The sequence below is a fragment of the Paractinoplanes ovalisporus genome, assembly GCF_016834655.1.
Lineage (GTDB): Bacteria > Actinomycetota > Actinomycetes > Mycobacteriales > Micromonosporaceae > Actinoplanes > Actinoplanes ovalisporus.
Genome location: NZ_JAENHP010000001.1, coordinates 880,513 through 893,088 on the forward strand (window position 1 = coordinate 880,513; position 12,576 = coordinate 893,088).

Annotated in this window: 11 protein-coding genes and 1 pseudogene; 3 read left to right on the forward strand and 9 right to left on the reverse strand. The window is 69.4% G+C overall.

From position 1 onward, the window contains the following. Nucleotides 1–11: 11 nt before the first annotated feature. Both JIG36_RS04045 and manD read right to left on the reverse strand, forming a co-directional pair. Nucleotides 12–1,331: a mannitol dehydrogenase family protein gene (locus tag JIG36_RS04045; RefSeq protein ID WP_203374594.1), complete on the reverse strand. Its 1,320-nt coding sequence runs from the start codon at nt 1,329–1,331 to the stop codon at nt 12–14. Nucleotides 1,332–1,336: 5 nt separating this feature from the next. Continuing rightward, nucleotides 1,337–2,545, reverse strand: coding sequence for a D-mannonate dehydratase ManD (gene manD, locus JIG36_RS04050; protein WP_203374595.1), 1,209 nt, complete (start codon nt 2,543–2,545; stop codon nt 1,337–1,339). A 96-nt stretch (nt 2,546–2,641) separates the two neighbouring features. On the opposite strand from manD, the gene JIG36_RS04055 reads away from it, so the two are divergent. Next, entirely contained in the window at nt 2,642–3,340 is a 699-nt protein-coding gene (locus tag JIG36_RS04055) for a GntR family transcriptional regulator (protein WP_203374596.1), read from the forward strand. A gap of 4 nt (nt 3,341–3,344) precedes the next feature. Here JIG36_RS04055 and JIG36_RS04060 read toward each other — a convergent pair whose 3' ends face one another. Genes JIG36_RS04060 through JIG36_RS04070 form a run of 3 tightly spaced genes read right to left on the reverse strand, consistent with a single transcriptional unit; the run spans nt 3,345 to nt 5,150 of the window. After that, entirely contained in the window at nt 3,345–4,364 is a 1,020-nt protein-coding gene (locus JIG36_RS04060; protein WP_307872562.1) for an alanine racemase, read from the reverse strand. 45 nt (nt 4,365–4,409) lie between these two features. After that, on the reverse strand, nt 4,410–4,877 hold the full coding sequence (locus tag JIG36_RS04065; RefSeq protein ID WP_203374597.1) for an alpha/beta fold hydrolase: 468 nt from the start codon (nt 4,875–4,877) through the stop codon (nt 4,410–4,412). Between the two features lie 9 nt (nt 4,878–4,886). Next, nucleotides 4,887–5,150, reverse strand: coding sequence for a hypothetical protein (locus JIG36_RS04070; protein WP_203374598.1), 264 nt, complete (start codon nt 5,148–5,150; stop codon nt 4,887–4,889). Between the two features lie 93 nt (nt 5,151–5,243). Here JIG36_RS04070 and JIG36_RS04075 point away from each other — a divergent pair, with 93 nt between their 5' ends. Beyond that, the gene (locus JIG36_RS04075) at nt 5,244–5,822 is read left to right on the forward strand and encodes a dihydrofolate reductase family protein (RefSeq protein ID WP_203374599.1); all 579 of its coding nucleotides are present in this window, start codon (nt 5,244–5,246) and stop codon (nt 5,820–5,822) included. A 436-nt stretch (nt 5,823–6,258) separates the two neighbouring features. Here the strand turns inward: JIG36_RS04075 and JIG36_RS04080 are convergent, their stop codons facing one another. From JIG36_RS04080 to JIG36_RS04095, 4 genes and pseudogenes are all read right to left on the reverse strand, one after another. Further along, complete coding sequence (locus JIG36_RS04080; RefSeq protein ID WP_203374600.1) at nt 6,259–7,935, reverse strand: DUF262 domain-containing protein; 1,677 nt, start codon at nt 7,933–7,935, stop codon at nt 6,259–6,261. A gap of 50 nt (nt 7,936–7,985) precedes the next feature. Beyond that, nucleotides 7,986–8,102 (reverse strand): annotated as a pseudogene (locus tag JIG36_RS54615) (hypothetical protein); the annotation flags it as partial. A gap of 28 nt (nt 8,103–8,130) precedes the next feature. Beyond that, complete coding sequence (locus JIG36_RS04090) at nt 8,131–8,541, reverse strand: pyridoxamine 5'-phosphate oxidase family protein (RefSeq protein WP_203374601.1); 411 nt, start codon at nt 8,539–8,541, stop codon at nt 8,131–8,133. A gap of 62 nt (nt 8,542–8,603) precedes the next feature. After that, entirely contained in the window at nt 8,604–11,762 is a 3,159-nt protein-coding gene (locus JIG36_RS04095; RefSeq protein ID WP_203374602.1) for a LamG-like jellyroll fold domain-containing protein, read from the reverse strand. Between the two features lie 214 nt (nt 11,763–11,976). Here JIG36_RS04095 and JIG36_RS04100 point away from each other — a divergent pair, with 214 nt between their 5' ends. Continuing rightward, nucleotides 11,977–12,564 carry a TIGR03086 family metal-binding protein gene (locus JIG36_RS04100; protein ID WP_203374603.1) on the forward strand — a complete coding sequence of 196 codons (588 nt, stop codon included), beginning with the start codon at nt 11,977–11,979 and terminating at the stop codon, nt 12,562–12,564. Nucleotides 12,565–12,576 lie beyond the last annotated feature (12 nt).

Sequence of the window (12,576 nt, forward strand, 5' to 3'; positions counted from 1 at the left end):
GGAGAGAACGGTCAGACTTCGATGCGCCCGTCTTGCACGGCGGGCAGCCGCTCCGCAACGGAGCGTACGAGCTCGGCGCGGTCGGCGAGGTCGGGAGCGCCAACAAGCCTCAGCTGGGCGGCGACCAGTTCGGGGGCGGTGCTGTGCTCGGCCCAGCTGCGGGCCAGTTCGGTCGAGAGCGGATCGGGCGCGGCCGCGTCACGGGTGACATGCACCCAGGCGGCCAGGGCCAGTTCGAGGGTCGGCGCCTTCACCGCCCGCAGCACGGCGAACCAGCGCTCGGGGAGCTTGCGGGAGCCGTCCGAGGAGATCTGGCGCAGCGCATGCCGGATCGACGGGTTCTCGAAGCGGGTCACCAGTTCCTCCGCGTACGCGGCGGGGTTGGGCCCGAAGGTGGGCAACGTGGGCGCGACCTCGTCGGCGAGCTGGCGCACCAGTTTCGGGCCCCAGTCGGTGGCCATCGTGTCGGCCACGGTCGCCAGCCCGGCGGCCAGGCCGAGATAGGCCAGGGCCGAGTGCGAACCGTTGAGCAGCCGCAGTTTGGTCAGCTGGTAGGGCGTCACGTCGGGCACGAACAGGGCGCCGTCGAGTTCCCAGCGCGGCCGGTCGGCGCCGAACACGTCTTCGAGCACCCACAGGCGGTACGGCTCGGCGGACACGGGCATCTCGTCCCGCAGGCCGAGGGCGGCCGAAGCCGCGTCGGCGTCGCCCGGGGCGGTGGCCGGCACGATCCGGTCGACCACCGTCGACGGCCAGGCCACGCTGCGGCCGAGCCAGTCGAGGAAAGCCTCACCCGCCCCGGAGAGTTCGGCGAACTCGCGGACCACGCCGTGCAGGGCCGCGCCGTTGGCCGCCATGTTGTCGCACGAGACGACCGACAGCGGCGCCCCGCCGGTGAGGTGCCGCACCGTGAGGCCGCGGACCAGGGCGCCGATCACCGTACGGGCGGTGCCCCCGGCCAGGTCGGCCGCGATCTCGGGCGCCGCCGTGTCGAGACGGCCCTCCGGCGTACGGAAATAGCCCTTCTCCGTGATGGTCAGGGTGACCACCGTCGTGCCCCGGTTCGTGATGAGCTGTTCCACCCGTTCGGCGTCGCCGGTCAGGTGCAGCGCCTCGGTCAACGCGTGACACAGCCTTGTCCGCGGCTCGCCGGGCCCGCGCACGGTGACCGAGTAGAGGCAGTTCTGGGCGCGCAGTTTGGCCACCGTCTCGTGGGAACGGGGCGCCACACCGGCGATCCCCCACTCCCCGTTGCCGACCGCCTCGGTATAGACGGCTTGGTGGGCGCGGTGGAAGTTGCCAAGGCCGAAGTGCAGGATCCGCGGGTCCATCGCCGTCACCAGTCGTGCACGGAGCCGTCGAGGCGCCGCGCCACGGGCAGATACCTCGGCTCGTACGGGAAACGCGCGGCCACCTCGTCGTCGTATTCGATGCCCAGGCCGGGCGCCTCCGACGGGAACAGCATGCCGCCCCTGAGCTCCGGCGTGCCGCGGAAGACCTCGTACGTCTCGGGAGCGTGGCCCATGTGTTCCTGGATGCCGAAGTTGGGCACCGAGATGTCGACGGCCACGGCGGCCGCGGTTGTCACCGGTGACAGGTCGGTGGCGCCGTGCGATCCGGTGCGCACCTGATAGAGCGCGGCCAGGTCGAAAATACGGCGCAGGTGCGTGATGCCACCGGCGTGCACCACCGTGGTGCGTACGAAATCAATGAGCTGCTCGGTGATGAGCGTCTGCACGTCCCAGATCGAGTTGAGCACCTCGCCGGTCGCGATCGGGGTCGTGGTGTGCTGCCGGATGAGCCGGAACGCCTCCTGGTTCTCGGCCGGCGTCGGGTCCTCCATCCAGAACAGGCGCAGGTCCTCGACGCTCTTGCCGAACCGGGCGGCCTCGATCGGGGTGAGCCGGTGGTGCACGTCGTGCAGCAGGTGGAAGCCGAATCCGAACTTCTCGCGCACCTTGGCCAGATAGCCCGGTGCGAAGTCGAGGTAGGCCTCGGTGCTCCACGCCTGTTCGTCGGGCAGGGCGGTCGCCGCGGGCTCGTACAGCTTGCCCTTGCGCACGCCGTAGCTGCCGCTCAGACCGGGCACGGCGGCCTGGGCCCGGATGGCCTGGAAACCCTTTTCCCCGTACGTCGCCACGTCGTCGAGCAGTTCGTCGACCGACCCGCCGCTGGCGTGGCAGTAGACCAGCACGCCGTCGCGCGAGCGCCCGCCGAGCAGCTGGTAGACCGGCAGGCCGGCGACCTTGCCCTTGATGTCCCAGAGCGCGACGTCGACGGCGGCGATCGCGGTCATGGTGACCGGGCCGCGCCGCCAATAGGCGCCCTTGTAGAGGTACTGCCAGGTGTCCTCGATGCGGGCCGGGTCGCGGCCGATGAGCAGCGGCGCCAGGTGCTCCTGGAGGTAGGACGCGACGGCCAGCTCGCGGCCGTTGAGGGTGGCGTCGCCCAGCCCGGTGACGCCGTCGGAGGTGGTGATCCGCAACGTCACGAAGTTGCGGCCGGGCGAGGTCACCAGGACCTCGACGCGCTCGATCGTTGCCATCGGATCACTCCTCCGTCACGGGCCGATTGCTTGTGTGCGTGTGCTTGTATACAAGTACCGGTCGCTCAGGATGTCAAGGCCCTATCATGTGTTCTCGTGGCAGGCACAAACCGGCAGACCGTCTACGCGACGCTGCGGCGCAAGGTCCTCTCGATGGAACTGGCGCCCGGCGCCCCCGTGAGCGAGAACGAACTGGCCGCGGCGCTGGGCGTCTCGCGTACCCCCGTACGGGAAAGTCTGATTCTGCTGGCCGAGGAGGGGCTGATCCAGGTCTTCCCCAAGGTCGGCTCGTTCGTCTCCCGGGTCGACCCGGTGCGGGTGGCCGACGCCCAGTTCCTGCGCGAGGCGGTCGAGCTGACCGCGCTCGACGACCTGCCCGGCCGGCTCGACGAGCGTCTGATGGCCGAGCTCGACGACAACCTGAACCGGCAGGACCGGCCCGGCATCGGGCTGGAGGAGTTCTTCACGCTCGACGAGGAGTTCCACCACGGCCTGCTCAAGCTGAGCGGCCACGGCGCGGCGTGGGCCACGGTGAGCGCGGCCAAAGGCCATCTCGACCGGGCGCGGCGCCTCGGCCTGAACGAGGCGACCCCGCCGGCCGTGAACGCCGGGCAGCACCGGGCGATCCTCGAGGCCGTGGTCCGGGGCGACCTGCCGGCCGCGCGCACGGCGATGCGAACCCACCTGCGGGCGGTCTTCGACGACGTGGAGCGCATCCGGGCCCAGTCACCGGAGTTGTTCGCTTCCAACGACGGTTCCACGCCCGTACGGCGGAACGTCGTCACCTGGGACTAGCGCTCTACGTGTTGGCGCCCCGAGCGTCAACCGGCCAGCGGTCGATCTCGCGGCCGGCCCGCTCGACGATCAGCTCGTCGGCCAGGTTCACCGTGGCGCAGACGTGGTTGGGGGCGATGCGCAGCTGGTCGCCCAGGGCCGGCTCCTGCCACATCTCGATCGTGGCGTGGTGCTCGGACAGGGCGACGATGCGCGCCTGCGGATAGTCGGGCAGACGGCCGAAACCCGACGCCCACGGCAGACGGTCAGCGCCGAGAACCTTGCTGCCGGCGTCGACGATGACATGCCCGTCACGACGGCTCACCACGGTGGCGGCCACCGTGAGGGCGACGTCGTCGAAGGTGCAGTTGCCCAGCTCGACCTGCTGGGCGTCGCCGAAGACGTAGACACCGGGCCGGATCTCGGTGAGGTCCCCCGCTTCGGTCATCGCCGCCGTCGGGGTGGAGCCGCCACTGCGTACGGCAGCTGTCTTGGCCCGCCGCAGCGCCCGGGCCTCATCCTTGACCGCCTCGAGTCGTTGTCCCGGCCCATACGCGTGCCCGGGGAACGTGAAGACGCCCCGAACGGTGTGCCCCGCTCGCTCGGCCGCCGCCATGACCAGCTCGGCCTCCTTGGGCGGGACGCCGCTGCGGTGGTGGCCGCTGTCGACCTCGACCAGCACATCGAGCCGGCCGACCCGGGCCGCGAGGGCCACCGCGCTCTCCATCGAGTCGACACCGACGCTCAGCCGTACGCGGTCGGCCAGCGCCCGGAGTCGGCGCGCCCGCTCCTCCGAGGGCCAGATCGGATAGGCGATGAACAGGTCGTCGAAGCCGCCGTCGGCGAACACCTCGGCCTCGCTGACCGTGGCCACCGTCAGCCCGGCGGCACCGTTCGCAAGCTGGCGCCGCGCGATTTCGAGGCTCTTGTGGGTCTTCGCATGCGGGCGCAGGGCCAGCCCACGCTGCCGGGCCGTGGCCGCCATGGCCGCGATGTTCCGGTCGAGCACATCGACGTCAACCGCCACATACGGCGTTTCGGCCACGGGTTACCTCCTCGGTGCGGACCCCCATGATCGCACCGCCCGGCTCTACCGCTTGGCGCGCGGGGCGAGGTGGGACAACACCCGTTTCCACATGGGGGTCAGGAGGTCGTGGTCGCCGTCGGGGTTCATCTCCAAGCGGGCCGCCGGAAGGTTCTTCTGCCACCACGTGCCGTGGCGGGCGCCGGCGTCTGGGTCCTTCGCGCCGAACAGCAGCAGCGTCTTCGCGGTGACCTCGGAGAGCTTGAACTTCAAGCCCTCCACCTCGTCGGGGATCGGGGTCGCGACCAGGACGAGCCGGTCGACCAGGCCCGGGTGGCGGGCGGCGAAAGCCAGCGCCTCGAGGCCGGCGCCCCACGCGCCCACGACCCCGATCGGCCCTGAGTGGTCGACCGCGGCCTCGTCGGTCACGGCCAGCGTGACACCACGCGCCCAGGTCTCCGCCGGCCCAGGATCGTCGTCCGCGCCGAGCAGCAGCACCAACCGCTCGACCGTGCCCTCCACCAGGATCCGCATCGGCGGAGGCTAGCAGGGCGGGACGACGCGGCGGCGGTCGGCGGCCGCCTTCATCGACTCGTAGAGCTCCTGCGCGGCCCGGCGGTGTTCGTCGATCTGGTGCTCGACCGCGGCCGGGATCTCTTCCAGCGGAAGGCCGGAACGGGCGTGCAACAGGACGGCGTAGGCCAGCTCGTTCAGGTCTTCGGGGTTGAGCGGCAGACTCCAGCGGTGCACGAACGGGATCAGGGCGGTCACGCCTCGGATCATCTCGTCCTGGGTCGGTTCACTCATGGAACCTCACACTACGGGCAGCGGAAGGACCGATGAGTTCGGCGGACCCGCCCGGTCTTAGCTCTCGACAACTGACTGACGGAGGAGAGCATCATGACCGCGACCTACACGTTCGACGTCTTCAGCAGCCTCGACGGCTTCGGCGCCGCCGACGGCGGCGACTGGGGCGGTTACTGGGGCAAGCAGGGTCCCGAACTGCTCGAACACCGCCTCGCGCTCTATGGGCAACCGCAGCGGATGGTGTTCGGGGCCAACACCTACCGGGCCTTCGTCGAGCTGCTGACCTCGGGCGTCGAAAAGTCTGTGTTCGACCCCTGGGTCACGAGGATGGTGAACACGCCCGCCACGGTGGTGTCGAGCACGCTGGAGAAGTCCCTCGACTGGCCCGACGCGACCGTGGAGAGCGGCGACGCGGTCGAGGTGGTGGCCCGGCTCAAGGAGGAATCCCCGGTGCCGTTGCGTTCCCACGGCAGCCTGGGGATGAACCGCGCGCTGATGGCGGCCGGCCTGGTCGACTTCCTCCAGGTGACCATCTTTCCGGTCATCACCGGCCGGACCGGCGACGACCCCATCTTCCGCGGCGCCGCCGACTTCGACCTCGAACTGGTCGGCCACCGTACGCTCGACGGCCACACGCAGGAGCTCACGTACCGACCCACGTTGCACGGTTAGCCCTCTCCGGGGCCGTCGGCTTCATCAGCAGGACGAGCGGGCCCACGCAAACCGGTCTTCCTCTGGGCGGGACGGGCGATTTCCGCGTACGGGTGTGCCGCCGTCCCGCCGACGACGAGGGTGACATCTGGGCTGTTCGTTTCTGGCCGGCCGAGGTCCGACCGCCGCTGTGGCTCGCGCGGGACCGCGGCCGATACATGGACGAGTCGTCCGTCGCCGATGACGTCTTCGCGAGCCACCCCACCCGACCTGGGCGCGTCGCCAGCCTTCCCGAACGACACCCACCACCGCGTTCTCACCCGGCTCAAGCAGGAGGGACGACTGTCGAGGTTGACCCGGCGCCCCGCCAGATCCCAAATCAGCGTCACGGTCGTCTGAATGCCACTCCGCAGATTCTGGCCGTCGGGTCACCTCCTACCCCCCTTTAGGAGACGGGTCAGTCCGTAAGCCACGCCTTCTTCAGCACGGCGAGAAGCTCGGTCTGGCGGTCCCGCAGAACCTCGGGCGTCCACCGCGGATAGGTGACCACCTGGCTGGTCAGCGCGAACGCCGCGACGCCGTTGCGGGCGGTGAAGTAGCCGGTCTTCTTCTTGGCGAAGTCGAAGTTGCGGGCCTGGGAATTCTTCGTCCGGTTGAGCAGCACCAGGTTGGCGATGCGGTGGGTCCAGTACTCACGTTGTTCATCGGTGAAGTTGACCCGCCACAAGGATGCGGGAGCCGGGTTCTGCGGCAGCACATGCTCGACCGTGATCCGCGCGTGCTCGTACGTGACACCCGGGGCGCGGGCCAGCAGCTCGTCGAGTCGGAGCAGCACGTAGCGCCGGACTTTCTCCTGCAGGTAGAGGTCAGCGTTCAGCTTCTGCAGCACCTCGGCCTTCTCGCCCTCGGACAGGGCCAGCGAAGGGGCGTCGACTCCTCGCCCGTCGGCCAGTTCCCGCAGCACCCCGGCGTACCGCTGCGCACGGGGAGTCGCGTAGACCCGGCGGATCAGCATGCTCGCGGCGAGCCGTTCGAGGGCCCGGAAGAAGCTGTCCAGCCATTCCGGATCGTCGGCGTGGTGACGCAGGGCCCACAGCGCCGGCGGCAGCCAGTCGCTGTTGTCGATCTGGGCCAACCGCCGGAACCAGTTGTTGACCCGGTCCGCCCCGGAGGCCGCCGAGTAGCTGAAGTCGCGGATTTGTCCATAGGCCTCGGCGTACGGCGTGAGCACGTCATCGACAAAATCCGCGCCCTTGCCCGGCAGATAGTCGACCAGGACCTGGTCCGGAAACTCCTTCAGGAGCTCCTTCTCCGGCCGCTTCATCGCGAAGATCATGCGGATGTGCTGGAAGAGTTCGGCGAACAGGTCGCGGCCGACGCGCTCCTCGGCGTTCTCCCACTTCTCCGCGTAGAGGTCGGACGAGCCGGCCGGCAGGTCCCCGATGATGCTCGACTTGAAGATGTCGGTCGGTGACAGGTCGAGGCCGCGGGCGTTCATCACGCTGAAGATGCGATGTGCGCTGGCCAGGTCGGGCGTGCTGACCACCACGAGATACGTATGCAGGCTCAGCATCCGCATGAGGCTCATGCGCTGCCGCTCCGGCCACCGGACCAGCCGCTCGTACATCGCGACCGCGTTCTCGCGGACGGTGGCCTGGGCCTCGTTCTTGGCGACGGTGTCCTTCAAGTCAAGAAGCTTGGTGACACCGTCGGCCTGCTGGATGTGCTCGCCGAAGAAGGCGCGGTCACGCTTGCGCAGGGCGAGCCGCGGCTGCGTCTCCAGGCCGAGGATCTTGCTGCCGGGCTCGGAGATCAGCTGGCCCAGGCTGGAGCGAATTTCCTCGTCGTCGGCCAGGTCGCGGAGCACGGCCAGCAGAATCGTCAGCGTCGTGAGCCGCTGCTGGCCGTCGATGACTCCCGCCGATGGGTCCTGCTTGCTCTTCACCAGCACGACGGAGCCCAGGAAGTAGGGCTCCCTCTCGTTGCGATCGAGGGCTTCGGAGAGGTCATCGAGCAGCTGCAGAGCCTGTTCCTTGCGCCAAGCGTACGGACGCTGGTACTCCGGGATATGGAAGCTGTAGTCGCTGCAGAAGACCTTGTGGAGCGGCATTTCGTGCGCCTCGAGTTGTTGCATCGATGCATTCTGCCCAGCGTTCCAGCCAAGATCACTCAACCGGACGGTCCTCAGTCGCTGGGCGAACCGCTCAATCCGGCCTGGGCACAGGCCTCGTCCACGTCGGAGGTGCCGCCGCTCACGCCGATTACCTCGCCGGCGGCGTTGTGGATCAGGAGGCCTCCCGCTGCAGGGGCTGACCGAACCGCCGGCGCCCTAAGCGGCGAAGCGGTTCACCCGCAGCGGACGCAGGACGATCCGGACCATCCCGCTCGCCTGCCACGACGCCAGCAGCTGCTGGTGGGCCGGATCGGTCATGTCGTAGTAGCGGTCGGCGAGCCGGGCCGCGAGGTCGGCGCCGTCGTCGTGCAACGTGACCTCGCCCTCGACGGACACCCAGTGCTCGGGTTCGCCGGCCGGGGCGGCCACGACGACGGAGGCGCGGGGCTCGTCGCGCAGGCGCTGGACCTTGGGTGCGCCCGGGTCGGAGAACATCTCGATGTCGTTGCCGGCCGAGAGCCCGAACCACACCGGGCGCGGCGCGGGCCAGCGGCCGGCGCCGGGCGCGACGGTCAGGAAGGCGTAGAGCGGGCGGCTGAGCAGGGCGAGGTCGTCGTCGCTGAGCATGCCCACAAGACTATGGCCCGCCCCCGCAACGTGCGCGGGAGCGGGCCGTCGGCCTCGCCTGGTTACTTCTCGGCCGCGTAGAGGGCCGCGACCTCGGCGTCGGTCAGGGATTTGCTGTACGCGTGCACCTGGTCGATCGAGCCCGACCAGTAATCGGTGCGGTTGCCCGCGTACTTGGCCCGCCCGATCGCCAGCGGGCCGGTGCTGACCACGTCGGGACCGGCCGGGACGGCGGCCGCCTTCTGGCCGTCGACGTAGAGCCGGACCTCACCGCTGGCGTGGTCACGCACGCCGACCAGGTGGTACCAGCGGTTCAGCTCGGGCGTGACGACCAGCCGGGCCCGGTTGCCGCCGGGGGTGCTGAACGCGAACGCGCCCTGCCCGTACTGCAGATAGAACGGGTTCTCGGTGACGCGCCCGTCCTGGCTCACCGCCGAGGCGTAGTTGCCGGGCAGCTTGTCGAGCGTCACCCACGCCGCGACCGTGTAGTCCTTCGTGGTGTCGAGCACGGGCTTCGCGGTGTCGGCCGAGTCACCGTCACCGTCGAACTTCAGACCCTTCCCCCGTACGCCGTCCACCCAGGCCGTGTTTCCCGAGAGCGTGAAGTCGGCGCCGCTTCCGCTGGTGTCGCGCGCGGTCGTGCCACTGCCCTCGTCCAGGGTCCAGTCGCCCTTGCCCGGATACGAGGCTTCGGTCACCGGATTCGCGCCGGCCTGGATGACCTTGGCGTTGATTTCCCGTACGGGACCAGGGTTGACCTTGATCTCCCGGCGGTCATAGGTCCAGAGGCCGTTGAGCTCGGTCTCCAGGTCGGTGATCTGCGTGTACACCGAGCCGGACAGTTCGGCCGCGGCCGCCTCGAGATAGAACCGCTCGGTGTTGTCGACGTACTTGGCGGTCAGCGCGGCCTTGTCGGCGACCCCGCTGTAGATGACGGCCGGCGGGCCAGGCCACATGTGCCCCGGCGTGCGCAGCGTGAACCCGCCGTGCTCACCGTCCATCGCGATGCGGGTGGCGTCGGGCCAGGCCGGGTCGTTGTTGACGTAGTCGTGGTGGTCGATCACGTCACCCTTGCCGCTGTCACCCTTGGAGGCGCAGCAGTTGACGCCGCTGTGCGCGTTGAGGATGCGGGACGGGTCGGCCGCCTTCATCCGCTCGGCGATACGGCCGGTCTCCTCGCGGTTCCACTCGCCCCAGCCCTCGTTGAACACGATCCAGCCGATGATCGACGGGTAGCTGTGGTGCTGCTTCATCATCTCCTGGCCCTGGCTCAGGAACGCCTCCTGGCCGGCCGTGCTGTTGATGTCGGAGGAGACGAAGTCCTGCCAGACCAGCAGGCCCAGCTCGTCGGCGTGCCGGTACCAGCGGGCCGACTCGACCTTGATGTGCTTGCGGACCGCGTTGAAGCCGAGCTTCTTCGTCTCGACCAGGTCGAACTTGAGCGCGGCGTCGCTGGGCTGGGTGTAGAGGCCGTCCGGCCAGAAGCCCTGGTCCAGCGTGGCCAGGCTGAAGATCGGCTTGCCGTTGAGGACGAGCTTCGGGAAACCGCCGACCTTCTTCACCTCGACCGTGCGCAGACCGAAGTAACTGCGTACGGAATCGGTGTTGCCCAGCTTGACGTCCAGGTCGTACAGGTACGGGTCGTCCGGGCTCCACAGGCGCGGGTTGCTGACCTTCAGCGTCAGGTCCGTGTTGGTCGCGCCCTTGACCTCGCCGACCTTCTTGCCCTTCTTGTCCCGCGCGACGACGGTGACCGTGGCGGCCGCCTGCGAGCGGATCTGGATCTTGGCCGAGTCGAGCGTCGGCGTGACGACCACCTCGTCGATCGAGGCCGCGGCGACCGGTTCCATCCACACCGTCTGCCAGATGCCCGACGACGGCTCGTAGACGATGCCCTGCGGGTTGAGCGACTGCTTGCCCTTGGGCTGGTTCGGGCCGGTCACGTCGGTGACGGCGACGATGATCTCCTGCTGGCCGCTCTTCTTGAGCGCGTCGGTGATGTCGGCCGTGAACGCGTTGTAGCCGCCGGTGTGCTCGGTGACCAGCTTGCCGTTCACCCAGACCTTGGCCTGGTAGTCGACCGCGCCGAAGTTGAGCTTGACCCGCTTGTTCTTCCAGCCGCCGGGGACGGTGACGAGCTTGCGGTAGAACATGTGGTCCTCGCGCCGCTCGATGCCGGACAGCTGCGACTCGACCGGGTACGGCACGGTGATCTTCTCGGCCAGCTTCCGGCCGAAGACCGGCTGCTCCCCCGCCTCGGCGCCGGCGAACTCCCACTGGCCGTTGAGGTTGAGCCAGTCCTTGCGGATCAGCTGCGGGCGCGGGTATTCCGGCAGCGGGTGGTTCTTGTCCACCTTGTCGCCCCACGGGGTGGTCAGGCGGTGGGTGGAGTTGTTGGTGGCCGAGCGCTGGAATTCGGGGACGGTCTCGCCGCCGACGACCAGGCCGCCGGTGCCGTCATAGCTGACCCGGACGCGCTGGTTCTTCTGGATCGTGGCGTCGAGCTTGATGACGATCTTCTTGCCGTCCCGCTTCGCCGACTTGATCGGGAACGGGGTGGTGTCGACCTCGACCTTGGTCTTCTCGGCGAACTGCCCGAGGGTGTCCACGCGCTTGTCGAAGTTGGCGGTCAGCGTCGTGCCGGCCTTGTCCACGGCGAACGCGACCGGGTAGACCTGGAAGCCGTCCGGCGGGGTGAACGCCGACTCGGGCACGATCTGCTTGGCGATGCCGGCGCCGGCCCAGCGCAGGAACAGGTTCGCGCCGCCGACGTCCTGGAACATCTCGATGCGTACGGTGTGGGCCTCACCGGCCACGAGGCGTACGGGCGTGCTGTTCTGCTCGACGTCCCAGTCGCCGACCCAGTGGTCGATCACCGGCTGGTCGTCGAGGTAGAAGCGGAAGCCGTTGTCGCCGATCATCGAGAACGTGTAGTCGCCGGTGGCCGGGGCGGTGAGCTTGCCCGTCCAGCGCGCGGTCGTGTGCTCGGTGCGGCCGGTCAGCGATTCGAAGGTGCCGGCCAGGCCGGGCAGGTCGATGTTGGGGTCGAGCACGGTGCCGCCGAGCTCCGCGAAGTCGCGGGCGCCGGGCGCCGACATCCGGAAGTACTCGCCCTTGAGGCCGTTGACGGTCACGGCGGCCTGGGCGGAGGCGGGGACCGAGAGGACGGAAGCTATCAGGAGGACGGCGAGAAGGAGTGGTCGCAGGAGCGATCGCGGCATCGAGTGTTTCCTTTCGATCAACGACGCGTTGCGACCACATTGAGCCATCGAAATATCTCATGTCAACAGAACGGAACAGGTCCGCACAGTTTCGCTAGCGGATGGGCACGGAAAGGCACTCCGTGAGCGAGAACGGCACCCGCGGCCACTGGGCCGGCCACGACGCACCCGGCATGCTCGGTTCTTCGCGACAATCGTCTGAGAGGACACGTCCATGACCTTCGCCGTGCTGACCACCGCTCTGGACGCGCTGCGCGACGTCTCCGCGGCCGTCGACGACAGACAGCTCGACGACCCCACGCCGTGTTCCGAGTGGACAGTGGCCCAGGTGCTGTTCCACGCCGCCGGGGACCAGCGTGCCTGGGCGTCCGTGGTCGGGAAGGCCGAGTTGCCGTCCTACAACCCGTTCGATCCGCCCCTCCGGCTCGAGGCCGGCGTTCAGAAGACGGTGGCCGAGGCGATCGATGCCGCCGCCGCGGTCTGGGCCGGTGTCGACCCGGAGGTGTCGTCGGTGCCCACCCCGCTTCCGCCCGTGCCGGAGCTGGCACCCGCGCTCGCTGCAGGCGCCTGCGCGCTCGACGCCGCCGTCCACGCCTGGGACGTCGCGGTGGCGCTCGGCCGGCCGACCCCGTTGACCGGCGCGCTGGCCGAGCAATTGCTGGCGGCCGCGCATGCGACGGTCGAGCCGTTGCGCGGCTTCGCCTATGCCCCGGCCCTGCCCGCCGAGCCCGGCAACGACGCGGCCGCCACCCTGCTGCGCTACCTCGGGCGCGACCCGCGCTGGACGCCGCCGGCACGCTGATCGCCGGCGGGC